25 protein-coding genes and 1 tRNA gene are annotated in these 24,362 nt (G+C 63.2%); 8 read left to right on the forward strand and 18 right to left on the reverse strand.

What is annotated here, in order from left to right; genetic code table 11:
* Positions 1-40: 40 nt before the first annotated feature.
* A complete protein-coding gene (locus tag RSP45_RS02630) occupies positions 41-652 on the forward strand; it encodes an OmpW/AlkL family protein (protein ID WP_415393126.1) in 612 nt (203 codons plus the stop codon).
* A 154-nt stretch (positions 653-806) separates the two neighbouring features.
* Here RSP45_RS02630 and RSP45_RS02635 read toward each other — a convergent pair whose 3' ends face one another.
* The 4 genes from RSP45_RS02635 to RSP45_RS02650 all read right to left on the reverse strand — a co-directional run bounded on the left by RSP45_RS02635 (position 807) and on the right by RSP45_RS02650 (position 3,533).
* Positions 807-1,298, reverse strand: coding sequence for a lysozyme inhibitor LprI family protein (locus tag RSP45_RS02635; protein ID WP_415393127.1), 492 nt, complete (start codon positions 1,296-1,298; stop codon positions 807-809).
* Entirely contained in the window at positions 1,298-2,458 is a 1,161-nt protein-coding gene (locus tag RSP45_RS02640) for an isovaleryl-CoA dehydrogenase (protein WP_415393128.1), read from the reverse strand. The genes RSP45_RS02635 and RSP45_RS02640 overlap by 1 nt, the downstream gene beginning before the upstream one ends.
* 185 nt (positions 2,459-2,643) lie before the next feature.
* Positions 2,644-3,273 carry an outer membrane protein gene (locus RSP45_RS02645; protein WP_415393129.1) on the reverse strand — a complete coding sequence of 210 codons (630 nt, stop codon included), beginning with the start codon at positions 3,271-3,273 and terminating at the stop codon, positions 2,644-2,646.
* Positions 3,274-3,458: 185 nt separating this feature from the next.
* Positions 3,459-3,533: transfer RNA gene (locus RSP45_RS02650), tRNA-Val, on the reverse strand.
* A 170-nt stretch (positions 3,534-3,703) separates the two neighbouring features.
* Between RSP45_RS02650 and RSP45_RS02655 the strand changes: the two genes are divergently transcribed.
* The 3 genes from RSP45_RS02655 to RSP45_RS02665 all read left to right on the forward strand — a co-directional run bounded on the left by RSP45_RS02655 (position 3,704) and on the right by RSP45_RS02665 (position 7,626).
* Positions 3,704-4,327, forward strand: coding sequence for a thiamine phosphate synthase (locus RSP45_RS02655; RefSeq protein WP_415393130.1), 624 nt, complete (start codon positions 3,704-3,706; stop codon positions 4,325-4,327).
* A gap of 164 nt (positions 4,328-4,491) precedes the next feature.
* On the forward strand, positions 4,492-6,051 hold the full coding sequence (guaA, locus tag RSP45_RS02660) for a glutamine-hydrolyzing GMP synthase (RefSeq protein ID WP_415393131.1): 1,560 nt from the start codon (positions 4,492-4,494) through the stop codon (positions 6,049-6,051).
* 318 nt (positions 6,052-6,369) lie between these two features.
* Entirely contained in the window at positions 6,370-7,626 is a 1,257-nt protein-coding gene (locus RSP45_RS02665) for a tyrosine-type recombinase/integrase (protein WP_171379776.1), read from the forward strand.
* Here RSP45_RS02665 and RSP45_RS02670 read toward each other — a convergent pair.
* Entirely contained in the window at positions 7,616-7,888 is a 273-nt protein-coding gene (locus tag RSP45_RS02670) for a helix-turn-helix transcriptional regulator (RefSeq protein ID WP_171379775.1), read from the reverse strand. The two genes, RSP45_RS02665 and RSP45_RS02670, sit on opposite strands and share 11 nt — an antisense overlap.
* A gap of 290 nt (positions 7,889-8,178) precedes the next feature.
* Between RSP45_RS02670 and RSP45_RS02675 the strand changes: the two genes are divergently transcribed.
* Positions 8,179-8,988, forward strand: coding sequence for a DNA adenine methylase (locus RSP45_RS02675; protein WP_203064908.1), 810 nt, complete (start codon positions 8,179-8,181; stop codon positions 8,986-8,988).
* A 516-nt stretch (positions 8,989-9,504) separates the two neighbouring features.
* Positions 9,505-10,677 (forward strand): DGQHR domain-containing protein, encoded by a 1,173-nt coding sequence (locus RSP45_RS02680; protein ID WP_171379773.1) that lies wholly within the window; start codon positions 9,505-9,507, stop codon positions 10,675-10,677.
* A 2-nt stretch (positions 10,678-10,679) separates the two neighbouring features.
* On the opposite strand, the gene RSP45_RS02685 is transcribed toward RSP45_RS02680, so the two are convergent.
* The 3 genes from RSP45_RS02685 to trbG are packed head-to-tail and all read right to left on the reverse strand — an operon-like array spanning position 10,680 to position 13,020.
* Entirely contained in the window at positions 10,680-10,898 is a 219-nt protein-coding gene (locus RSP45_RS02685; protein WP_171379772.1) for a DUF2274 domain-containing protein, read from the reverse strand.
* Between the two features lie 2 nt (positions 10,899-10,900).
* Positions 10,901-12,028: a TrbI/VirB10 family protein gene (locus RSP45_RS02690; RefSeq protein WP_415393132.1), complete on the reverse strand. Its 1,128-nt coding sequence runs from the start codon at positions 12,026-12,028 to the stop codon at positions 10,901-10,903.
* Positions 12,025-13,020 (reverse strand): P-type conjugative transfer protein TrbG, encoded by a 996-nt coding sequence (trbG, locus tag RSP45_RS02695; RefSeq protein ID WP_415393982.1) that lies wholly within the window; start codon positions 13,018-13,020, stop codon positions 12,025-12,027. The genes RSP45_RS02690 and trbG overlap by 4 nt, the downstream gene beginning before the upstream one ends.
* A gap of 21 nt (positions 13,021-13,041) precedes the next feature.
* On the opposite strand from trbG, the gene RSP45_RS02700 reads away from it, so the two are divergent.
* A complete protein-coding gene (locus RSP45_RS02700; protein WP_171379770.1) occupies positions 13,042-13,419 on the forward strand; it encodes a nuclear transport factor 2 family protein in 378 nt (125 codons plus the stop codon).
* Between the two features lie 5 nt (positions 13,420-13,424).
* On the opposite strand, the gene trbF is transcribed toward RSP45_RS02700, so the two are convergent.
* The 10 genes from trbF to RSP45_RS02750 all read right to left on the reverse strand — a co-directional run bounded on the left by trbF (position 13,425) and on the right by RSP45_RS02750 (position 23,521).
* Positions 13,425-14,114, reverse strand: a complete 690-nt coding sequence (trbF, locus tag RSP45_RS02705; protein ID WP_171379769.1) for a conjugal transfer protein TrbF — start codon at positions 14,112-14,114, stop codon at positions 13,425-13,427.
* A complete protein-coding gene (gene trbL, locus RSP45_RS02710) occupies positions 14,111-15,472 on the reverse strand; it encodes a P-type conjugative transfer protein TrbL (protein WP_171379768.1) in 1,362 nt (453 codons plus the stop codon). Before trbL ends, trbF begins: the two co-directional genes overlap by 4 nt.
* Positions 15,473-15,474: 2 nt before the next feature.
* On the reverse strand, positions 15,475-15,762 hold the full coding sequence (trbK-alt, locus tag RSP45_RS02715; RefSeq protein WP_171379767.1) for a putative entry exclusion protein TrbK-alt: 288 nt from the start codon (positions 15,760-15,762) through the stop codon (positions 15,475-15,477).
* A gap of 14 nt (positions 15,763-15,776) precedes the next feature.
* Positions 15,777-16,553 (reverse strand): P-type conjugative transfer protein TrbJ, encoded by a 777-nt coding sequence (gene trbJ, locus RSP45_RS02720; RefSeq protein WP_171379766.1) that lies wholly within the window; start codon positions 16,551-16,553, stop codon positions 15,777-15,779.
* Positions 16,550-19,042, reverse strand: coding sequence for a conjugal transfer protein TrbE (trbE, locus tag RSP45_RS02725; RefSeq protein ID WP_415393133.1), 2,493 nt, complete (start codon positions 19,040-19,042; stop codon positions 16,550-16,552). The genes trbJ and trbE overlap by 4 nt, the downstream gene beginning before the upstream one ends.
* A 10-nt stretch (positions 19,043-19,052) precedes the next feature.
* Positions 19,053-19,334 carry a VirB3 family type IV secretion system protein gene (locus RSP45_RS02730; RefSeq protein WP_171379764.1) on the reverse strand — a complete coding sequence of 94 codons (282 nt, stop codon included), beginning with the start codon at positions 19,332-19,334 and terminating at the stop codon, positions 19,053-19,055.
* Positions 19,334-19,666, reverse strand: a complete 333-nt coding sequence (locus RSP45_RS02735; protein WP_171379763.1) for a TrbC/VirB2 family protein — start codon at positions 19,664-19,666, stop codon at positions 19,334-19,336. Before RSP45_RS02735 ends, RSP45_RS02730 begins: the two co-directional genes overlap by 1 nt.
* Positions 19,663-20,646 carry a P-type conjugative transfer ATPase TrbB gene (trbB, locus tag RSP45_RS02740; RefSeq protein WP_253122444.1) on the reverse strand — a complete coding sequence of 328 codons (984 nt, stop codon included), beginning with the start codon at positions 20,644-20,646 and terminating at the stop codon, positions 19,663-19,665. Before trbB ends, RSP45_RS02735 begins: the two co-directional genes overlap by 4 nt.
* Positions 20,647-21,126: 480 nt before the next feature.
* Positions 21,127-21,582 carry a CopG family transcriptional regulator gene (locus RSP45_RS02745; RefSeq protein WP_171379760.1) on the reverse strand — a complete coding sequence of 152 codons (456 nt, stop codon included), beginning with the start codon at positions 21,580-21,582 and terminating at the stop codon, positions 21,127-21,129.
* 10 nt (positions 21,583-21,592) lie between these two features.
* Positions 21,593-23,521, reverse strand: coding sequence for a conjugal transfer protein TraG (locus RSP45_RS02750; RefSeq protein WP_415393983.1), 1,929 nt, complete (start codon positions 23,519-23,521; stop codon positions 21,593-21,595).
* Between the two features lie 329 nt (positions 23,522-23,850).
* On the opposite strand from RSP45_RS02750, the gene RSP45_RS02755 reads away from it, so the two are divergent.
* Entirely contained in the window at positions 23,851-24,360 is a 510-nt protein-coding gene (locus tag RSP45_RS02755) for a winged helix-turn-helix transcriptional regulator (RefSeq protein ID WP_171379758.1), read from the forward strand.
* Positions 24,361-24,362: the final 2 nt, after the last annotated feature.

A 24,362-nucleotide genomic window follows, 5' to 3' on the forward strand; every position in this document is an offset into this window, starting at 1 on the left:
GGAGGTTCAGGGCGGTTTCATGACAGTACGGAGACAGTTCATGAAAACCATCGTCCCATTTGCGGCTCTTGCCCTTTCCGCGCTTGCCCTGCCCGTGTCCGCCCAGTCGGCGGGCGACTGGACCATCGGCCTGGGTCTGGCCAGCGTCATGCCCAAGGACGGCAACGGCACGCTGACCGCCGGGGCGGTGGATGTCGGCAACGACCTGCGCCCCTCGATCACGGTGGAATATTTCATTCGCGACAATATCGGGGTCGAGCTGCTGGCCGCCACGCCCTTCAAGCACGACGTCAGCGTCGGGGCATTGGGCAAGATCGGCACGGTCAAGCACCTGCCGCCGGTGGTCAGCCTGAACTATCACTGGGACACCGGCTCGGCGTTCCAGCCCTATGCGGGGGTCGGGGTGAACTTCACCGGATTCTGGGATGAAAAGACCACCGGCGCGCTGGCGGACAGCGAGCTGAGCCTGAAGAACAGCTGGGGGCTGGCGGCGCAGGTCGGGGCCGACTGGTGGCTGAACGAGCGCGCGGCGCTGCGCGGCACGGTCCGCTGGATCGACATCGACAGCGACGTCTATCTGAACGGCGCCAAGATCGGCACCGCCGAGGTCGACCCGCTGGTGGTGCAGGCGGCCTATGTGATGCGGTTCTGAGTTGGCGCGGCGCGCCCCCGCGGCGCGCCGCCTGCCCGCGCGGCCGGGCATATCCGGCCGCGCGGGGAAATCCCCGCGGAAGTCTTGCCGCGCGGCATGGTCATGGCGTGCCGATATCGCTGTCATGGCGCCCCCTTCCCCCTCTGCCCGGCGCTCACATCGCCCCGTCCAGCCGCGACTGCAGCTCGAACACCTGCCGCGCGGTCAGGCGCATCAGGCATTCGGCGCGGGCGGCGCGGCCGATATCGGGGTCGGGCCAGCGCAGCGCGTCAAGCTCGCAGGTGGCGTCGCGGAACCCCTGCCAAGCGGTCTGCGCACGGTCGAGCGCCTGCACCGGCGCGGGGTCGCCGCCGTCCTCGGCCGCGCCCTCTGCCTCGGCAAGCTGCGCGCGCAGCGCCGCCAGCGTCTCGTCCAGCATCGCGGCCCATTGCGCCGCCTCGGCCTCGTGGCAGGCGATGGCGGCCTCGGCGCCGCCCTCGCCCACCGGCATGCAGACGCGGGCGGCGATGCCGATGCAGGATTCGCGGTCGTTCTGCCCGCCCCAATGCGCGGCGAGACACGCCTCGACGATGCGGTCGTCATAGGGCTGCGCGGCCAGAGGCGCCGCGGCCAGCGCAAGACTCATAGCAAGGGCGAGCGCGCGCATCAGTCCAGCGCCATCAGCTCGCGGCCGATCAGCATCCGGCGGATCTCGCTGGTGCCGGCGCCGATCTCCATCAGCTTGGCGTCGCGGAACAGGCGGCTGACCACGCTGTCGTTCAGGAACCCTGCCCCGCCGAGCGCCTGCACCGCCTGATGCGCCTGCACCATCGCCTGCTCCGAGGCATAGAGCACCGCGCCCGCCGCATCCTGCCGCGTGACCTTGCCGGCGTCGCAGGCCTTGGCGACCTCATACACATAGGCACGGGCGGTGTTCAGCGCGACATACATGTCGGCAATCTTGCCCTGCATCAGCTGGAAGTTCCCGATCGGCTGGCCGAACTGCCTGCGGTCGCGGACATAGGGCATCACCTGGTCCAGACAGGCGGCCATGATGCCGGTGCCGATCCCCGACAGCACCAGCCGTTCGTAGTCGAGGCCCGACATCAGCACCCGCACGCCCTTGCCCTCGGCGCCCAGCACGTTCTCGAACGGCACCTCGGCATTGTCGAAGATCAGCTCGCCAGTGTTGGACCCCCGCATCCCCAACTTGTCGAAATGCGGCCCCTGGGTGAAACCCTTGATGCCCTTTTCCACGATGAAGGCGGTCATGCCCTTGCTGCCGGCCTCGGGGTCGGTCTTGGCATAGACCACCAGCACATCGGCATCCGGCCCGTTGGTGATCCAGTATTTCGAGCCGTTCAGCACATAATAGCCGTTGCGCTTTTCGGCCCGCAGCTTCATCCCCACCACGTCCGACCCGGCGCCCTCTTCCGACATCGCCAGCGCGCCGACATGTTCGCCGGAACAGAGCCCGGGCAGGTATTTGCGCTTCTGCTCGTCGGTCCCGTTCAGCTTCAGCTGGTTGACGCAGAGATTCGAATGCGCGCCATAGGACAGGCTGATGCTGGCCGAGGCGCGGGCGATTTCCTCGACCGCGATGGTGTGGGCCAGATAGCCCATGCCGGTGCCGCCGTATTCCTCGGGGACGGTGATTCCCAGCAGGCCCAGATCGCCCATCTCGCGCCACAGCTCGGCCGGGAACACGTTGTCGCGGTCGACCTGCGCCGCGATCGGCGCCACGCGGTCCTGCGCCCAGCGGTGCACGGTATCGCGCAGCGCGTTCACGTCGTCGCCCAGGTCGAACTCCATCCCTCGCGTGAACATCGAAACCCCTCTCCCGGTTATTGAACGAGTGTTCAGTTACCGCATTTATGCCGCAAACGGGCGGCGGCGGTCAACAGGAACTGTAACCGCTGCGCCCGCGCGGGAAAGCGGTTTTGCGAGGCGAAGCGGGCGCATGAAAAAAGGCGCCGCGGGCGGCGCCTTCCGTGGAGGCAGAGGGTCCGGTCTCAGAAGCGGTAGGAAGCGCTGAGGCTGATGGTGCCGAAATCGAGATCGAGATCCTGCTCCTCGATCACATCCAGATCGAACTCGTTGGTCATCCACTCGATCCCCAGCATGACGCGCGGCGTCGCCATGAACTTGGCACCGGCGCCGTAACCAAATCCGGTGCCGTCCCAGCTTTCCCCGCCAAGTTCGCCATCCAGCCGGGCAAAGCTGATCGCGGCATAGGGCAGGAACTTGCCGGAATCATAGCCCGCCAGCAGCTTGGCGCGGATCAACTCGCCCTCGAGGTTGACGGGGAGGTCGAAATCATCCGCCTTGTCATAGGACAGCTCGGCCCCGGCGACGAACTGGCCGTAATCGCGAAGATAGCCCACGTGCAGACCATAGTGGTGGCCATCGGCGCCGATATGGAGGCCGTCAATGCGCTCCTCTTCGAAGTCAGGCAGCCCGAGCGAAAGATCGACCCCGCCAATCTGGACGCCGCCGTAGAAGCCGGTCCAGTCGCTGGTGTCCACTGCGGGGGCGATGGCAACGACGGGCTCGGCCTCGACCACAGGGGCGGTATAGCCACCGGCCATGGCGGTGGTGGCACCACCAAAAATCAGGGCGGCAATAAGGGCCTTGTTGTTCATTTCGCGCTCCAATGCTTTGTGCGCGTCCCGCCAATTCGATTCGACTTTATTGATTACATTGTAAAAAACGTCGCACCCGCGTCTTACGTTAGGTCACAAGCAACATCCGCCAATCTCACAACATGACGGGACCAACCGGATGTTCGGCGCGACGGCCCGTTCTTGGCCCGAAGAGAAGAGAGGGATGGTGGGGCGGGAGGGAATCGAACCCCCGGCCAACGGCGTGTAAAGCCGCCGCTCTACCGCTGAGCTACCGCCCCGGGGTGCAGCCTGCCCGTGGCAAGGCCGCAGCGCAGCGCCGGGCGTTGCCCGGGCCGCTGATCTTATGCCGCGCCGGCGCGGGCGGCGCAAGACGGGCGTCTCTGCCCTGCCCCTTCCCCGCTGGCCCCGCCTGCGCTATCGGGGTCGGGGCCAGCAAGAGGGGACCGCCATGACCGAGGATACGCAAGGCGATGCGCCGCAGCTTTACCTGATCGCGCCCGCGCTGATCCCGGCCGCCGAGCTGGGCCCGATGCTGGGCGACGTGCTGGACGCCCATCCGGTCGCCTGCCTGCGCCTGCCCGGCGGCATCGGCGACGAGCTGGAACTGGGGCGGCTGGCCGACATGGCGCGCGACCTGGCCCACGCCCGCGACGTGGCGGTGGTGATCGAGGACCACCTGCCGCTGGTCCAGCGCCACGGGCTGGATGGGGTGCATCTGACCACCGGCGCCCGCGGCGTGCGCTACGCCCGCAAGGAGCTGGGGGCCGATGCCATCGTCGGCGCCTTCTGCAACGGCTCGCGCCACGAGGGGATGGGCGCGGGCGAGGCCGGGGCGGATTACGTCAGCTTCGGCCCCTGCGGCCCCACGGCGCTGGGGCGCGGCGAGCCGGTCGAGCTCGAGCTGTTCCAGTGGTGGTCCGAGATGATCGAGGTGCCGGTGGTGGCCGAAGGCGCGCTGGACGCGGCGCTGGTCCGGCAGCTGTGGGGCGCGGCCGATTTCATCGCCATCGGGCCCGAGATCTGGTCGGCCCCGGACCCGGCGGCGGCGCTGGCGGCGCTGTGGCCCGCGTGAGGTCGCCGCGATAGCCGTTGCGCGGCGGTCAGGGGGCGCTGCCCCCTCTGGCGCGTGCCGCGCCATTCACCCCCGGGATATTTGGAACCGCCCGAAGCAACCGCAGTGCGACGGGTTGCGCGCGGGGCCTTGCCCGGCGGCGCGCGCGGGCCTAAAGCGCGGGCATGACTCAGCATCAACGCCTGCTTATCATCGACTTCGGTTCCCAGGTCACGCAGCTTATCGCGCGCCGCCTGCGTGAGCTTGGGGTCTTCTGCGAAATCCGCCCCTATCAGTCGGTCACCGACGCCAAGCTGCGCGAGACCCCACCGCAGGCGGTGATCCTGTCGGGCGGCCCCGACAGCGTGACCCGCGACGGCAGCCCGCGTGCGCCGCAGGCGCTGTTCCAGCTGGGGGTGCCGGTGCTGGGCATCTGCTACGGCCAGCAGGTGATGATGGAGCAGCTGGGCGGCCGGGTCGAGGCCGGGCATCACGCCGAATACGGCCGCGCCTTTGTCTCGCCCGCCCCCGGTCATGCGCTGGACGGCATCTTTGCCGGGCTGTTCCAGGACGGGCGCGAGGAAGTCTGGATGAGCCACGGCGACCGCGTGACCGCGCTGGCGCCCGGGTTCCAGGTGATCGGCACCTCGGCCAACGCCCCGTTTGCGATGATCGCGGACGAGGCGCGGCGCTTCTATGCGGTGCAGTTCCACCCCGAGGTGCATCACACCGCCAACGGCCGAATCCTGCTGGAAAATTTCGTGCGGCTGGCCGGGTTCACCGGCGACTGGACCATGGCCGGCTATCGCGACGAGGCGATCCGCCTGATCCGCGAGCAGGTGGGCGACGGCAAGGTGATCTGCGGGCTGTCGGGGGGCGTCGACAGCTCCGTCGCCGCGGTGCTGATCCACGAGGCGATCGGCGACCAGCTGACCTGCGTCTTCGTCGACCATGGGCTGTTGCGGCAGGGCGAGGCCGAAGAGGTCGTCACCATGTTCCGCGACAACTACAATATCCCGCTGGTCCACGCCGACGAATCCGAGCTGTTCCTGGGCGCGCTGGAAGGGGTCAGCGACCCCGAGACCAAGCGCAAGACCATCGGCCGCCTGTTCATCGACGTGTTCCAGAAACACGCCGCCGAAGTGGGCGGGGCCGAGTTCCTGGCCCAGGGCACGCTCTACCCCGACGTGATCGAATCGGTCAGCTTTTCCGGCGGGCCCTCGGTCACCATCAAGAGCCACCACAATGTCGGCGGCCTGCCGGAGAAGATGGGGCTGAAGCTGGTCGAACCGCTGCGCGAGCTCTTCAAGGACGAGGTGCGGGCGCTGGGGCGCGAGCTGGGCCTGCCCGAGCGCTTCATCGGCCGCCACCCCTTCCCCGGCCCGGGCCTCGCCATCCGCTGCCCCGGCGAGATCACCCGCGAAAAGCTGGAAATCCTGCGCCGCGCCGATGCGGTCTATATCGACCAGATCTGCCGCCACGGGCTTTACGATGAAATCTGGCAGGCCTTCGTCGCGATCCTGCCGGTGCGGACGGTGGGCGTGATGGGCGATTCGCGCACCTATGATTATGCCTGCGCGCTGCGGGCGGTGACCTCGGTCGACGGGATGACGGCGGATTACTACCCCTTCACCCACGCGTTCCTGGGCGAGACCGCGACGCGGATCATCAACGAAGTCAAGGGGATCAACCGGGTGACCTATGACATCACTTCAAAACCCCCGGGCACGATCGAGTGGGAATAATTCGGGCCTATCCGAACGCCGCCGATAACCGCCGATTGCCGCACATAACTAACTGAAATCATTAAATAAATCTGCCATCATCTATCGCCGTCTATCGCGGGGCAAGCCTCGCGATAGGCGGTATAGCTGACGGTATGGCGACTCTTGTCCCATTGCCAAAACAAATATACCGTCAGGAGCAAGAGAGCCTCTGACGGTATTTTTTTCGACCTTATTCCCTTGAGAATAATAGGAATTTTCCGTTCAGGGAGGCCATTTTTGGCCTGACGGTATATTGGGCGGCTCTCTGGCGTTTTTGAACGATCTCGGAGGGTCAAAATGCTGACTGACGCGGGCATCAAAGCCCTGAAACCAAAGGATAAATTGTATAAGGTCGTTGACCGTGACGGTATGTATGTCGTGGTCAATCCCTCGGGAGCGGTCGTGTTCCGATATGACTACCGCCTCAACGGGCGTCGGGAGACTTTGACGCTCGGCCGCTACGGCGCGTCCGACCTGTCTCTGGCGCGGGCGCGCGAGAAGCTAATCGACGCCAAGCGCGCCATACTTGAAGGGCGGTCGCCCGCCCGAGAGAAGCAACGCGAGAAGCGCCGTATCAAAGAGGCAAAGAGCTTCGGCGAGTTTGGCGAACGCTGGTTGCAGGAGGCGAAGATGGCCGACAGCACCCGCGCGATGCGGCGCTCGATCTATGAGCGGGACATTCTTCCGACTTTTCGGAACCGGCTGCTGACCGAAATCAGCCCCGATGATCTCCGCGCCATGTGCGCCAAGGTTAAGGCACGGGGAGCCCCGGCCACCGCCGTTCACGTCCGCGACATTGTGAAGCTCGTTTATGCCTTCGCTATCCTGCACGGGGAAAAGGTGGCAAATCCGGCCGATGAGGTCGGGCCTGCATCTATCGCAACCTTTGTTCCCAAAGACCGCTCACTATCGCCTGCTGAAATCCGGGTCATGCTGGGCCAGCTTGAGCATGTGCCAACGCTGCCGACAATCCGGCTCGGAATGAAGCTGTTCCTGCTCACCATGGTCCGAAAGAGTGAGCTACAGGATGCGACTTGGGATGAGGTCGATTTCGAGAACGCAGTCTGGTCGATCCCGAAGGAGCGGATGAAGCGATCCAAGGCGCACAACGTCTATCTTGCGCAGCAAGCAATCGACATTCTCATTGCGCTCAAGACCTGCGCCGGCAATTCCAAATATCTGCTGCCATCGCGCTACGATGCGGATGCTCCCATGTCGCGGGCGACCTTCAATCGCATAACCACCGCTGTCGTGGCTCGGGCGAAGAAGGAGGGCTTGCCGCTCGAACCTTTCACGGTTCACGATCTGCGCCGGACAGGCTCTACGCTCCTGAACGAGCTGGGCTTCAATAGTGACTGGATCGAGAAGTGTTTGGCACATGAGGATGGCCGCTCGTCCCGTGGCATCTACAACAAGGCGGAATACGAGCACCAGCGCCGCCATATGATGCAAGAATGGGCGAACCTCGTGGACGCGTGGGTGGCGGGCCAGAAATATGTGCCGACGCTGTATCCGCCGTCAATGGACCTGTTGGTGCCTGAACCTAGCGTTTGACGGGCCGGAATTTCCTGAGCTTCACATCGGGCGACGGCGCGCGTCTGATAGCCTTCTCTCTGGAGGCTTGGCGACGTTCTTCAAGCCAAGCCTCCACTTCGGCGAGGTCCCAAACCACACACCGGGCCGTCAAATAGAACCGCTGGGGAAATTCACCCCGTTGTTCCATGTCATAGATTGTAGTGTCGGCAAGGGGAACTAGTTCCCGAAGCTGATGCCTGCGAATCGTCCGTTTACCCAGCGCGAATGTCGGATCACTCATCTTTCATAACCTCGGTATCCATGTTCAATGGGATTCGGGGCAACTGGAGGTCCCCGAAACTATGCGAACCATGGAGGGAGGTCGCTGGCCTGTAGCGTGCCGCATTTGCGTCTATGCGCCGGCGGCACCCCCTTACGGCGGGAGCGCGCGGCCGACATGCGAAACTTGCATCCCGGAGAGGGTGTCGGCAAGAAGGAACAGCGTTGAATGTTCGGGGGGGCTCAGGTTACAAGATCTGATGCAGCGGTGCGGGCAAAACGACGCCAGAGGGTAAGAAGTCGGGGGGAGCTTTGGAAATCAACATAAAGCCATTTCTCAAGTGGGCAGGCGGGAAACGCTGGCTTACTAAAACGCTTTTCCCCCTTATCCCCGAGGACTACGGAAGATATGTTGAGCCGTTTCTCGGAAGTGGAGCGATTTTTTTCGCCTTGTCGCCTCAAGAGGCATTTCTATCCGATATTAACGCTGAACTTGTTAACACGTATCTCGCCATCCGTGATCATCCGGGTGAAATACTCTTAGGCCTCCGCGACTTACATGATCGTCATAGTCATGATTTATATTACCTTATCCGAAATACCCATCCAGATAGTGATATCCAAGCTGCCATTCGTTTCTTGTATCTGAATCGAACTTGCTGGAATGGGCTTTATCGCGTCAATCGCAAGAATGAGTTTAATGTTCCTATTGGAACAAAATCTTCTGTTTTGTTTGATGATGATGATTTTTTTGCTGTTTCGAATGTTTTAAAGAAAGCTACTATATCGGCTATTGATTTCGAGGAGGCGATAGATTCTGCTTCATCAAACGATCTAATCTATGTAGACCCGCCATATACAGTAAAGCATAATTTTAATGGATTTCTAAAATATAATCAGTCGATATTTTCATGGGACGACCAAGTTCGCCTTCATGATGCGCTTGTTCGGGCAAGGACGCGCGGTTGCCATATATTGGTATCCAATGCAAACCATGAAAGTATCCATGAATTATATTCTGATTTCCACATTACACATACGATACCACGGGCAAGCGTAATCGCTGGCCAATCCAAGGCGCGCGGTCTGACATCTGAGTTCTTGGTGGTGCATCATGCCTAGAGTCGGATACTGGAGAGCAATATTCTCTGCTGGACCGCAGGCATGGGGAACCGCACTGCTAGAAATTCTAGTGGTAGCAACAATATCTCTAATACCATTGCTTATGGCTGCAATACGAGAGCTTTTGCCATTGGGGTCAAATATTCTTATCAGCGACGCCTTCCAAAGATCATTTCTGAGCGGTCAGCTTGTATTTTATTCTGTTGGACTTATTGCAACCATAACTTGGAACTCAAATAAGGATTTTCAGTCATTCTTCCCGTGGCGGACAATCTTTAATTTATACTGCCTTGCGGGAATTGTGTTCTGCACGCTCCTAATTGGCTATGATCCAACGTTATCGCGCATAAAGCCAAGCATACTTTCGGTCGCATCGGTCGGAATATTTCTAGTGACTCTTGTCGCCTATGTTTTGATGGCTGTCATTTCCCAAGTCCATGTAAATGTGGGGGAGGCCCTAGCCAAAACGGATGCTGATCTACAGAACGAGGTTCGGCGGTCGAGGGGGATTTCTTGATGGCGACTGAGGACGCGCGCAAGGTCGTGATTTCGGCCATTCGTATTCAGCAACCCATCGGCGACATATATGTCGGGAGTATCCCTGCAAAGACGCTAGTCGAGATTACCGATTTTGACATTCGGCAATTGGTCACGGAGAGGGGTATCGACTCATATCTCGGTATTCAGAGGGAACTCGATACGAGGCGGGTTCGTGAGATCCAGCAATACGTAAGAGGCTCTGATGCGACATTTCCTACCGCAGTTGTCTTGGCGATACCTGAGAAGTGCGTAGCTATCGAATCTCCGTGTGATGCCGATGATCGCTTCGTCCGCATGACCCTATCGAACTATCCTGATGACGCGGACCCTGAAAATGCGGTCTTCTACCGTCATATCGCCCGCGTCATTGACGGACAGCATCGTATTCGAGGGCTGGAGGGCTATGACGGAACTGATTTTGACGTAAATGTATCGATATTCATTGATGCAGACATAGCGGATCAGGCGAGCATATTTGCAACGGTAAATCTTGCTCAAACAAAAGTTAACAAAAGCCTTGTCTACGATCTATTTGAATTAAGTAAGAGCCGAAGCCCTGAAAAGACATGCCATAGTGTTGTCGTCGCACTAGAGTCGACTCCTGACAGTCCGTTTTACAGAAAAATAAAAAGGCTTGGAAAAACAACACCTGGCAGATACACGGAGACGCTGTCTCAAGCAACGGTCGTTGCCGGAATATTGCAATATATATGCAAAGATAAAATACAAATTATTCAAGATCGACAAATTGGGAGGCGTGGCGGAACATTCCCACCTGCCAATGCAGACGATGCAGAGAGGTTAGTTTTGCGGCCATTCTTTATAGAGAGCAGGGACGTTGATCTTACTAATCTTATCTGGAACTATTTTGATGCAGTCAAATTGAGATGGCCCGAAGCATGGGATGCAAACGCAACCGGCTATATGTTGAATCGCACAAACGGGTTCGATGGATTGATGCGATATTTTAGACACGCGTACCGATACCTTACAAGTCCGGGAAAAATGGTAGAAACTGAAGATTTTAAAAGGCTGCTAGATAAATCGTCCTTAAAGGATGGAGACTTCAATCCGCAGCGATTTGTGCCCGGTTCCTCTGGCGCGTCTGCACTCGCGCGGGTGCTATTAGAAGAAACGGGAATTCAATAGAGCTACCGATCTCGCCGAGCCTTGGCGAAACCCCTGTCCGTGGCAATGAACCGCTCCAACATGGGCACGATCAGCCTGACTGGATCGGCGACGGGCTGGCCGGTTTCGCGGGCCAGCACCTCTGCATAGGCGACCAGATCGCGGTGGAGCGGCGCGGGCAGTTCCACGGTGATCTTCACGGGCTTGTCGTCGGGCAGCGGGCCGAGTTTCAGTTTCGTCATGGTCAACCTCCTGCCGGCTCGAATACTAAATCGCGGGTGACGATGATCCTGACCGGGAAGCCCGGCCGGATGGTCAGCGTCGGCGCGACCTGCAACTGGCGCTGGACGATCTGCTGGCCGGCCTGATTGACGGTATCCTGCGCGCCGTCGCGGATGGCGCGGATCAGTCGGTCCTCGTCGCTCATCGCCAGCTCCGAACCGACTGCGAGCAGCGTGGACAGCCCTGCCGCCTTCATCAGATCCCACCAATGATAATCGACGCCATCCTCAAGCCCGGCATAGCCGCTGGCGTCCGCGCCCGGCAGGCGCTCCAGAACGATGGAGCGGCCACCCGGCAAGATCAGGCGGTTCCACACCAAGAGCACCCTTCGCTGGCCGAAGGTCACGCCATGATCGTATTGGCCGATGATGCGGGTGCCCTGCGGGATCAGAAGCAGCGAGCCGGTCGGGCTGTCATAGACGTTCTCCGTGACCTGTGCGGTGATCTGGCCGGGCAGATCGGAACGGATGCCGGTGATGAGCGCGGCGGGGATCACGGCCCCGGCCTGAAGGATGTAGGGCGATGCCGGCGGCGCAACGCGATCCGGGGCGACGGTCTGCCGGTCCACCGGCCCATTGAGAAACGCCGCGTGGCGATCCTGTGTCGCGGGCTGCCCGCCGAGGCCCAGCCCGGCAAGGCTGGGCATGGCCGTTCCTGCCGGCGCTGCCGTGCGCGGGCCGGACTGGAAAAAGACGTTGCTCAAGCGCGCGGCTTCTTCCTCGGCGCGGCGGCGTTCTTCCTCAGGATCGACGGCGGGCGTCGTCATGACGGGCGGCGCAACGGGCTGGCCCCTTGTCTGCGCGTCGAGGATCGGGCGGCCGAGGTCGCCGGGTAGCGCCGGGCCGAGCGCCGGCCCGCTATAGTCGCTCGGCAGGCCGGACAGGCCGTCCGCCGTGGGCCGGTTCTCGGTCGAATAGAGTTCGTCACCTCCCGGTCCTGCATCGCGGGTCTGGAGCGCGTAAATCAGCGCCCCACCGATGCCGAGAAGCGCGACGGCCCCGACGCCTGCCAGCATCTTACGGGACAGGCGGGTGACGCGGGGCGATTCAGCGCGCAGGCGCATGGGGGTGGCGGTATCGGTATCGCTCATGAGGACGATCCTCCCGTGGTCGTGCGGGCTGGCTCTGCTGCGGCCTGCGTCGGGTTGGTGCGGACGATCCTGACAACCTGCTGGCGGTTGCCGCTGCCAAGGCGCAGCTCCGCCGCGCCGAACAGGCGGTCCACGATCAGGACGTTCTGGTGGATGCGGGAATTGACGATCTGCGGCTCGCCGTTCGATCCAAGCACGAAGATCGGCGGCATCTCGCCCTGCACGATCCCGGCCGAGAAGACGACATAGACGCGCCTGCCGTCATCGAAGATGGAAACCGGCCGCCATGGCGGGCTGTCGCCCTGCACCTGCAAGGCGTAGCGATAGTTCCGCGCTGCCTCGGCCGGAATGATCGGCGCGGCCGGGACCGCCTGACGCTGGCCGGCAGGCGGTGCCGGATAGGCCCATGCCACGGCGGGCATGTAGAGCGATTCCCGCGCGCGCAGCTCGAGCATGTAAGTGCGCCGGTCGGTGGTGACGACAAGGTTGGTCGAAATGTCCGGCCGCGTCGGCTTCACGAGGATATGGACGCGGCGGTTTGCGCCCGAACCGGATTCCGTATCGCCGATGATCCAGCGGGCGGTGTCGCCGGCCGCGATCGGCCCCGCGCCTGTCAGGCTCTCGCCCGGCTCCAGCGCGATCGTCGTGATCTGCCCGACTGCGGCATAGACCTGATAGAGCGCGCCTTCCGACCACGGATAAATCTGGATGGCGTTGTAGTAGCCTTCCCGGCGCGGCTCGACGCGCGCGGCTGCGTTGGCGTTCTCGACGCGGCCGGTCGGGGTGCCTGCGGCGGTGCCGCCGCGCGCCACGGTCCATGCGGGGGGCACATGCAGCGGCTGGGGCGTGTTGTCGGTTGTCGCCGCCTGTACAGTCGGCAGCGGCGGCACGCTGGCATCGTAGCTGAATTGCGGCGTCCGGTTGGTCGCGCAGCCTGCCAAAGTAATTGCCACCGCCGTCGCAAAAATCGCATAGGTTAGCGACTTCAGGATTAGTAAGGAGGAACCGACAGAATGGATTCTGTGCCGACGATTGTTGCCCGGTATATCGACGCCTACAACAGAATGAACGTTCAGGCGATGCTCGACTGCCTGTCGGGCGACGTTCGGTTTATCAACAGATCGAACGGAGAAGTGACGAACGAGACGCACGGGATTGAAGCGTTTCGCGCGTTGGCGGAACAGGGCGTTCAATTGTTTGCGGAAAGAGCACAGACGATTCTCGGCTGCATCGCAATTGAGGACCGGGCAGCCGTGCGCATCGGGTATCGCGCCAAGGTCAAGGCCGACCTGCCCAACGGCTGGAAGGCCGGGCAAGAGATCGAGATGACGGGTACATCTTTCTTCGTGATTTCCGAGGGGAAGATCAGCGAGGTGATTGATGCAAGCTGACGCTTTCATTGGCTCATCTCCCGCGACCAAGAAATTGCATTGACGTAGATTCCCAGCGGATTGGCGCGCAGGCGCTCGGCGTCGCGCGGCGGCTGGATGACGATGGTGAGAATGGCTGTCCATCGTTCCGTGGTGGAAAGCTGGCCGTTCTCGAAATGCCTTTCCGTCCACGCGACGCGGAAGCTGTTGGGCGAGGCCCGGATGACGCTCGACACTTCGACGGCGACCTGCTGTCGGCCGACCTTGGCGAAGGGATCATTGGCACGGGCGTAATCGTTGAGCGCCGCCGCGCCGCGATCCGTGGTCCACTCATAAGCCCGAAGCCAGTTCTGACGGACAATGATCGCGTCGGCCGGGATCGCGCGGACCTGCTCGATGAAGCGGCCGAGATGGAAAGCAATCTGCGGATCGGTCGGGCGATAGTCGGCATTGGCGGGCGCGACGGTCTGCGCCTGACCAAGATTATCGACCTGCACCACCCACGGCACCACGGTCCCGCGTGCGGACTGCCAGACCAGCGCGGAGGCGAAGCCGGCAGACAGGATCAGCGAGCCGAAGGCCATGAGCCGCCAGTTCCGCGCCTGCACGCGAGCTCCGCCGATACGCTCGTCCCAGACTTGCGCGGCGCGCTGATAGGGCGTCTCGGGTTCCGGCGTCTTGCCGTAATGGGTTGCTGGTCGTTTGAAGATGCTCATGAGCGGTCACTTTCGGAAACGTTGACGGAGGAACCGGAACCGTGGCTGTCGCCAGACCGCACCGCATGGGCGGCCATGGTCGTGCCGTGGTTCATTGCCTGCGAGCGGCGCATCTGCTGCGCCCATGCGGGCGGGCTGCCGGCCGGGCCGGATGCTGCTGCGGCGGGATCGACGCTCGCGCCGCCGACCGTGCCCATGGTGGAGCTGCCGCCCGACGCGCCGAATCCGGCTTTCGCACCAGCGGAGAAGCTGGATTTGACGGATTCGCTGGCGCGAGCGGCGGCGCGTTTGAGGGGCGAGATAGCCGCCGACCCTGCGGCCCGCGCCACACCGCCGAGGCCGGAGGCGACGCCGGCCGCACCGGATTGGCCAAGCGAGCCGACGCTATAGGCGGCGGTCGCCGCGCCTGCGGTGGCCGCACCGCCGCGGACGGCCGCGGCCCCGCCGGACAGTGCAGCGGCACCGCCCTTGGCGGCGAGCATGGCCCCGCCGCCAGCGGCGACGGCTGCACCTGCGACCGCAAGCCCGGTTCCAACGGCAGCACCCGCGCCAAGCTGCGGCCCGCCGGAAACGATGCCATTGGCGATGCCGGGGCCGAAGATGCCGAGGCCGAGCAGCGACAGCGCGGCGAGCACAATCGCCATGGCGTCGTCGATGGTCGGGGTCGCCCCGCCGAAACCGGCCGTGAATTGCGAAAACAAGGTGCTGCCGATGCCGATGATAACGGCGAGGACCAAGACCTTGATGCCGGACGACACCACGTTGCCCAAGACCTTCTCGGCCATGAACGCGGTCTTGCCGAACAGCCCGAAGGGGATGAGGACGAAGCCGGCGAGCGTCACCAATTTGAACTCGATCAGCGTCACAAAAAGCTGGATCGCCAAAATGAAAAACGCGAGCACAACCAGCGCCCACGCAAACAGCAAACATGCGATCTGTATGAAGTTCTCGAAGAACGCGATCCAGCCCATCAGGTCGGAAATGGAGTCGAGCAGCGTGCGGCCGGCGTCGAGGCCGGTCTGCGCCACGCGGCCCGGCCGCATCAGATCGGTCACGGAAAAGCCGGTGCCCGACGCCATCAGGCCGAGGCCGGCGAAGCTCTCGAAGACGATGCGCGCGAGGTTGTTCCAGCTTGAAATGATGTAGGCGAAGACGCCGACGAACAGCGTCTTCTTCACCAGCCGGGCGATGATGTCGTCATCCGCGCCCCATGCCCAAAACAGCGCGGCGAGCGTTACGTCGATGACAATGAGCGTCGTGGCGATGAAGGCCACCTCGCCGCCGAGCAGGCCGAACCCTGAGTCGATGTAGGACGTGAATACGCCTAGAAACGAGTCGATGACGCCTGTGTTGCCCATGGTCAGCGCCCTTCGCTGGATTGCGGCGCGGCGGGCGCTGGCGCGCGGCCGAGGAAGCGGTCACGGGATTCAGCCCAAGCGGCGAGGCAGTCGGTGTCATTCGCCGCCGCCTCGCCGAGCCGCTGGCAACGGCGCAGGGTTTCGCGCAGCGGATCGGCCGGGGGCTGGAGCGCCGATGCGGGCCTTGGCGCGGAAGGCTCGTCCTTCCGCGCCATGTCGATTGCGGTCGCCGTGACGGCGATGGCGACGAACACCACGGCCCCGAGCCGGGCCAGCATCTTGCCGTCCATGGCGAGCCTCCCGGTCAGTTGTTGCCGTTGTTGAACATCTGCGCGTTGCCCGGCTGATAGCCGCTGCCCGGCGTCAGGAAGCGGCGGCGCTGCTCGCGGCCCTGTTCGGCAGCGGCGGCGCGTTCCGCTTCGGTCAGAGCGTCGGCCCGGCCGTTCGCCGAGATGACGGCGATCAGGTCGGAAAGCTGCTGCGACTGGAGGGCAAGGAGCTGGTTGCCGGCCTGCGTGGCTTGCAGCGCGCCGGTCGCACCCTGACTCTGGCCGACAAGCGCGGCCATCTCGGCGCGGTTGCTGTCGATGTTGCCGACCGCACCCGCCTGAATGCGCATGGCGTCCTGCAAGCCGCCGACCGTGTTCTCCCAGCGCCCGCGCGCATCGGCGACAAGCTGGGCGTCAGTCGCCGATAGCGAGACATTGCCATATTGCTGCTGGAACGCTTGGTCGATCTGCCCGACCTCGAACGCGATGTTCTGCGCTTGGCCGAGAAGCTGCTGCGTGCGCTGGACGTTCTGCTGGAGCTGCTGGAGCGACGAATACGGCAGGCTCGCCAGATTGCGGGCCTGATTGATGAGCATTTGCGCCTCGTTCTGGAGGCTGGTGATCTGGTTGTTGATCTGCTCCAGCGTGCGCGCTGCCGTGAGCACGTTCTGCGCATAGTTGCTCGGGTCATAGACGATGCGGCCGAAGCCGAATTGCGCATGGGCCGGGCTTGCCAGCATGGGCGAAAGCGCGACGGGCACGGCGAGCGCCAGCGCGAAGGCCGACGCCCCGACGATCTTGGGATAGGTCATGGAAGAATCTCCTGTGTGGGGTGGGTATCGAGCCGAGCCGGCGCGGCGGATTCCGGTCGGTCGGCAAGATTGGTGAGGTTGGGGATCAACTCGGCCGCCCAATCGACGCCGCGCTCGCGCAGCCAAGCAGCAAGGAAGCCGTCGCGGCCGTGTTCGGCGACGATCTGCGCAATGAGCGTCTGGTCGGATTTGGCGGATGCGGCGCAGAGCGCGAGGCCGACTTCGGACAGGCCAAGCTCGAACAGGCGATTGCCCCTGCGGCTTTGGCAGTAGTAATCCCGTTTGGGCGTGGCCCTTGCGAGGATTTCGATCTGGCGGTCATTGAGGCCGAAGCGGCGATAAATGGCCGTGATCTGCGGTTCGATGGCCCGCTCGTTCGGCAGCAAGAGCCGCGTCGGGCAGCTCTCGATAATCGCGGGCGCGATGTTGCTGCCGTCAATGTCGGACAGGCTTTGCGTGGCGAAGATGACGCTGGCGTTTTTCTTGCGCAGCGTTTTCAGCCATTCGCGGAGCTGGCCGGCGAAACCTTCATCGTCGAGCGCAAGCCAGCCTTCATCTATGATGAGCAGCGTTGGTCGCCCGTCGAGCCGGTCGCCGATACGATGGAACAGATAGGCGAGCGCGGCCGGGGCCGCGCCGGTCCCGACAAGTCCCTCGATCTCGAACGCCTGCACGTCCGCCGAGCCAAGGTGTTCGGCTTCGGCGTCCAGCAGCCGGCCATAGGCCCCGCCGACGCAGAACGGCCGGAGCGCCTGTTTCAGATCGTTGGATTGCAGCAGCACCGCAAGGCCGGTGATGGTGCGTTCCTCGACCGGCGCGGAGGCGAGCGAAGTCAGCGCCGTCCAAAGATACTCTTTGACCTCGGGCGTGATGGCGATGCCTTCCCGCATGAGGATGGCGGCGATCCAGTCCGCCGCCCATGCCCGTTCATAGGTGTCGTGGATGCGGGCGAGCGGCTGGAGCGAGACGGACGCCTCGGCCCCATCGGTCAATCCGCCGCCAAGGTCGTGCCAGTCGCCGCCCATGGCGAGCGAGGCGGCGCGGATGCTGCCGCCGAAGTCGAAGGCGAAGACCTGCGATCCAGCGTAGCGCCGGAACTGCAAGGCCATGAGGGCGAGCAGCACGCTTTTGCCCGCGCCCGTGGGACCGACGACAAGGGTGTGGCCTACGTCGCCGACATGGAGACTTAGCCGGAACGGCGTTGAGCCTTCGGTCTTTCCAAAGAGCAAAGGGGGCGCACCGAAATGCTCGTCCCGTTCCGGCCCCGCCCACACCGCCGACAGCGGGATCATGTGGGCGAGATTCAAAGTGCTGATGGGCGGCTGCCGGACATTGGCGTAGGCATGTCCGGGCAGGCTGCCGAGCCATGCGTCAACCGCGTTGACGCTCTCGGGCATGGCGGTGAAGTCGCGGCCCTGAACGATCTTCTCGACCAGGCGCAGCTTCTCGTCGGCTATGCGCGGGTCGGCATCCCAAACGGTGACGGTGGCCGTGACATAGGCCATGCCCGCCACGTCCGCCCCAAGCTCCTGCAAGGCCATGTCCGCGTCGAGCGCCTTGTTCGCCGCGTCGGTGTCCACGAGGGCGGACGCCTCGTTGGTCATCACCTCTTTCAGAATCGCGGCGATGGACTTGCGCTTGGCGAACCATTGGCGGCGGATGCGGGTCAGCAGCCGCGTGGCGTCGGTCTTGTCGAGCAGGATGGCGCGGGTGTTCCACCTGTAGGGGAACGGCAGCCGGTTCATTTCGTCGAGCAGTCCCGGCGTCGTCGCGGTCGGGAATCCCACGATGGTCAGGACGCGCAGATGCGCGTCGCCAAGGCGCGGCTCCAGCCCGCCGGTTAAGGGCTGGTCGGCGAGCAGCGCGTCGAGGTGCATCGGCACCTCCGGCACGCGCACGCGATGCCGGTTGGTCGAGATGGTGGAATGGAGATAGGTCAGGGTCGCGCCGTCATCCATCCAACGGCACTCGGGCATGAAGCCGTCGAGCAAAGCCAGCACGCGGTCGGTGCGGTCGATGAAGGCGCGCAGCAGCTCCCACGGGTCCACGCCGGTTTTCTCGCGGCCCTCGTAGAGCCATGTTTCGGCGCGGGCGGCTTCCTCGGCCGGGGGCAGCCAGAGGAAGGTCAGGAAATAGCCAGAAACGAAATGCGTGCCCGCTTCCTCGAAACCGGCCTTGCGCTCGGCATCGACCAGCGCCGACGCGGGATCGGGAAAAGTGCTGTGGGGATAGGTCGCGGCCTCGCTGCGCTGCGCTTCGACAAAGATGCTCCAGCCGGAGCCGAGGCGGCGCACGGCATTGTTGATGCGGCCGGCGACGGCGACCAGCTCGGCCGCGACGGCGGAATCCAGATCGGGACCGCGAAACTTCGCCGTCCTCTGAAAACTACCGTCCTTGTTCAAGACGACGCCGGAGCCGAGCAATGCGGCCCATGGCAGATAGTCGGCGAGCCGGGCGGCGGTGCGGCGATATTCGGCAAGGTTCATCATGGCCGCGCCCTCACGCCGCCAGATGGCCGGGGATGCGCAGATGCCTACGCCCGACCTCGACGAATTGGGGATCGCGCTTCGCCGCCCATACGGCTGCGAAATGGCCGATGGCCCAAATGGCGATGCCGACCAGCCAGAGGCGCAAGCCGAGGCCCACGGCCCCGGCAAGCGTCCCGTTCAGAATCGCGATGCTTCTCGGTGCGCCGCCGAGCAGGATGTGTTCGGTTAGCGCCCGATGGACCGGCACGGTGAAGCCCGGCACCGCGTCGAGCTGTTCAAGGCCGCCCGCCATCAAACGAGCGCCCCGCCGCCGAATGAGAAGAACGACAGGAAGAAGCTCGATGCGGCGAACGCGATGGACAGGCCGAACACGATCTGGATCAGCTTGCGGAAGCCGCCGCTGGTATCGCCGAAGGCCAGCGTCAAGCCAGTGGCGATAATGATGATGACAGCGACGATCTTGGCGACCGGCCCCTCGATGGACTGAAGGATTTGCTGCAAGGGCTGCTCCCATGGCATCGACGAACCGGACGCATGGGCGGCCGGGGCAAGCATGAGGCTGATGGCAAGGGTGGATGCGGCGGTCGCGGCGAAGCGATAGCCGCGCGTGAGCGTGCGGATCATGGAGATTCTCCTGTGCTGGTTTGGATTGCGGGGGTGATGCGGTAGTCGCCGTCCCGCCCCAGCCCCTCGACGCGGGCGAGTTCGGCCAGCCGGCGCGCGGAACCGCGCCCGGAAAGGACGGCAACAAGGTCGATGGTTTCCGCGATGAGAGCGCGGGGGACGGTGACAACAGCCTCTTGAATGAGCTGTTCAAGGCGACGGAGCGCGCCGATGCCGGTGCCGGCATGGATGGTGCCGAAGCCGCCGGGGTGCCCCGTGCCCCACGCTTTCAGAAGGTCGAGGGCTTCGGGGCCGCGCACCTCGCCGATGGGGATGCGGTCGGGGCGCAGGCGCAGCGAGGAACGGACCAGATCGGAAAGCGTCGCCACGCCGTCTTTCGTCCGCATGGCGACCAAATTGGGCGCGGCGCATTGCAGCTCGCGGGTGTCTTCGATGATGACGACGCGATCCGCGCCCTTGGCGACCTCGGCGAGCAGCGCGTTGGTCAGCGTCGTTTTGCCGGTGCTGGTGCCGCCCGCCACCAAGATATTGGCGCGGGCTGCGACGGCTTCGCGCAGCGTTTCCGCCTGATCGGCGGACATGATGCCGGCGGCCACGTAGTCGTCGAGCGTGAACACCGCGACGGCGGGTTTGCGGATGGCGAAGGCCGGCGCGGCGACCACGGGCGGCAGAAGCCCCTCGAACCTCTCGCCACTCTCCGGCAGTTCGGCCGAGACGCGCGGGCTGCGGGCATGAACCTCCGCGCCGACATGATGGGCGACCAGCCGCACGATACGTTCGCCATCGGCGGCAGACAGCTGTTCGCCCGTGTCGGAAAGCCCTTCGGACAGCCGGTCCACCCAAAGGCGGCCGTCCGGGTTCAACATCACCTCGACCACGGCCGGGTCTTCGAGCAGCCGGGCAATGGCGGGGCCGAGCGCGGTGCGCAACATGCGCGCGCCGCGCTGGATCGCTTCCTGTCTGTGGTGGTTGGTGGTCATGTCGGCCCCGGCTTCTGGCGGGGCGCAACAGGCGATCCCCGGATCGGGGTCGATTAAGAGAGGCCGAAATCCGGCCGGTTCAACAAGTATCTAGCTCTGTGCGGGGATCGGCGGCTATCGGCGGTAAATAGGATGGGCTTCCTTCGACGATCTTGCGCCCGGACAGAGGAGTCACTATATTTCTAGCAACTCGATCTTCGGTGGTCGGGGCAGGTTCGAATGCTGCGGCTGCGCTAGTTCTGGTCGCCCTTTTAAGCCTTTTCCACTTCGGAAATAGTCAACTTAGGAGGATTGCCATGATGAAAAAGACCAAGAAATCGAAGTCAAAGTCCCGCACAGCAAAGCGTCAAATGTCGAAACTAGCAATGATCGTAACCCATATCTTCGAAACTATATGGGCGACGGGAGTTAGCGTAGCAGCAGCGATGGTTATCTCCACCCCGATCAATTCGCGCAGGGCGACTTAACGCCCTGCGCACCTTATTCCCCGTGTTCCTCTGTGTCAGGAAACGGCTCAATGTCGCGCGAAATCTCCTTGAGGAACCTGTCGCCTGTCGCTAGCCGCCTGCCAAGGGTTTGCATGAAGCCCTCGAACCGTTCCGCGCCTTTAACACGGGCTGCGGATTGTGCGGCTCCCGTAAGCGGCGGTGTGATGGTCATCCAGAAATGGATGAACTGCGCGACCGTCTCGCCGAGGACGGCGAGATCTAGGTCGAGCGTGTCGATCTGGCGGCCGAGCTTGTCCAAGCGGCGGGACATGGCGGCTTCAAGCTGGTCGTCGGCATCGCCGGACAGGTAGGACATGACCGCCGCCTCCACGATGGCGGATTTCGAGACATTGCGGCGCAGCGCCACCGAGCGGCGCAGCGCCATCGCCTCGATCTGGGGAATGAGCGCGGGGTCGAAATAGATATTCAGGCGGGTGCGTGTGGTCATGGGCGTGTCCTCAAAGGTCGATTCCATCATCGGGGTTCATCGCCACCTGCCGCGCCACCATCCTCATACGCTGGCGCATGGCGCGGGCCTTGGCGGCGTCAACGTCCGGCTCGTCGTCCAGAAACTCGAACTCCTGTTCGGGCGACGGCGGCGGGGCGATTATTTCCTCATGCTCGGGCAATTCCGGCTCGCGGCGGATGCCGGCATTGGCCGGATCGCCCTCGGTCCCGTCTGCCGAGTCGGTCGCGGAATGGCTTTCCGCCGCGACCACGCGTCCCGACCAATCATCGGCGGATGTGCTGGGCGCCAGCGGAGCGGCGACCAGATCGGGCGGGGTCAGGATGCGTTCCTGAAACCGCGCATCCTCGAAATAGCGGGCCTTGGTCGCGCGGATCGGCGGCGTGCCCGCCACCATCACGATTTCGTCCGTGGGCGGAAGCTGCATGATTTCGCCGGGCGTGAGCAGCGGCCGGGCCGTCTCCTGCCGCGACACCATCAAATGCCCGAGCCACGGGGCCAATCTGTGCCCGGCATAGTTGGTGGAATCGCGCAGCTCGGTCGCGGTGCCGAGCGCGTCACTCACCCGCTTGGCGGTGCGTTCGTCGTTGGTGGCGAAGCTGACGCGCACATGGCAGTTGTCGAGGATCGCGTTGTTCGGCCCATAGGCGCGCTCGATCTGGTTGAGGCTCTGCGCGATCAGGAAGCCTTTGATGCCGTAGCCCGCCATGAAGGCGAGCGCCGATTCAAAGAAATCGAGCCGGCCGAGCGCCGGAAACTCGTCCAGCATCAACAGCAGCCGATGGCGCTTGCCGGAGGTGGTCAATTCCTCCGTCAACCGCCTGCCGATCTGGTTGAGGATCAGGCGGATGAGGGGCTTGGTGCGGTTTATGTCGGACGGCGGCACGACCAGATAGAGCGTGACCGGCTGGCGGCTGCCGACCAGATCGGCAATCCGCCAGTCGCAGCGCGCCGTCACCCGCGCCACCACCGGATCGCGGTAGAGGCCGAGAAATGACATGGCTGTGGAAAGGACGCCGCTGCGCTCGTTCTCGCTCTTGTTCAGCAGTTCGCGGGCCGACGACGCGATGACGGGATGAACGCCAGCCTCGCCGAGATGCGGCGTGTCCATCATGGCGCGCAAGGTCGCCTCGACCGGGCGGCGCGGATCGGACAGGAAGTTGGCGACGCCCGCCAGCGTCTTGTCCTTCTCCGCATAGAGAACATGCAGGATCGCGCCGACTAGAAGCGAATGGGAAGTCTTTTCCCAATGGTTGCGCTTGTCGAGGCTGCCTTCAGGATCGACCAGAATATCCGCAATATTCTGAACGTCCCGAACCTCCCACTCGCCCCGTCTCACCTCCAGCAACGGATTGTAGGCGGACGATCTGGCGTTGGTCGGATCGAACAGCAGGACGCGGCCGTGCTTCGCCCGGAAGCCGGCTGTCAGCGTCCAGTTTTCCCCTTTTATGTCATGGACGATGGCGGATGCGGGCCATGTCAGCAGCGTCGGCACCACCAATCCGACGCCTTTGCCGCTCCGGGTCGGGGCGAAGCATAGGACATGCTCGGGACCGTCATGGCGCAGATAGTCTTGGGTATGACGGCCGAGGACCACGCCATCGGGGCCGAGCAACCCCGCCGCGCGGATTTCCCTATCCTCGGCCCATCGCGCCGATCCGTATGTGGCGACGTTGCGTGCTTCCCGCGCCCGGATGATCGACATGAGGATGGCGGCGGCGATGGCGAGGAAGCCGCCCGATACCGCGATGATGCCGCCCTCAACGAAGATCGCGGGCGCATAGGCATCGAACGAAAACCACCACCAGAAGAAGGCCGGCGGATAATAGACCGGCAGGCCGGCCAACTCGAACCATGGCGTTCCAAGCTGCGGCTGGAAGCCGAGGCGAAACGCAGTCCATTGCGTCGCTGCCCACACCATCACCAGAACGATGGCGAAGACGACAGCGATTTGGCCCCAACGGATTCGTCCTCCGCGCAATGCAGGCTCCAGTCGGCAAAAGAGACGGAGCCGATCAAAGAGTAGTCAGAATCGGGATGGGCAACAGGAAAGGGGGTGCGGGAGGGCTGCCGGATACTATCGGCGGCAAATAGGACGGGGTGCCTTCACCGCCATCCGGCGGGATGATCGCCGCTGCCCAACTGGCCGGGCGAATCGCCGCAACGGACGCATCGGATGGCCCTCGCGTCATGTCGCCGCTGTCATAGATGTAACTTGCATAATAGAAGTTACATCATTATGGATGTGCCATGCAACGAACAAGCTTTCTGTCATCCGAATGTCCCGCAGCCCGAGCGCTGGAAAGCGTCGGTGACTGGTGGAGCATCTTGATCCTGCGAGACGCCTTCCAAGGGTTGAGCAAATTCGATGAATTCGAGAAAAACCTCGGAATTTCCGCGAACATTTTGGCGAGGCGATTGAAGCATCTCACGGCGGAAGGACTGTTTGAAAGGCGACGATACAATGATCATCCGCCTCGATTTGAATACGTCCTTACCGACAAGGGGCGAGATTTTTATCCGGTAGCAATCGCCCTGTTCGCATGGGGGAACCGGAACCTTGCGCCCAATGAAATAGCCATGCGCCTTGGAGACAAGAAAACCGGACGGGAGAGGACCGCCGTTATCATCGACGCGAATACAGGAGAAGCAATCACTCCTGAAAACACCGTTCTTCTGGCAGGCCCCGCCGCAACAGAGGAAACGATGCGCGTCATAAATCGCGTGAAGCAAATAAGCTCAGAAAAAGAAACGGAATAATC

This window comes from Paracoccus sp. SJTW-4, from assembly GCF_047716885.1.
GTDB classification, from domain to species: domain Bacteria; phylum Pseudomonadota; class Alphaproteobacteria; order Rhodobacterales; family Rhodobacteraceae; genus Paracoccus; species Paracoccus solventivorans.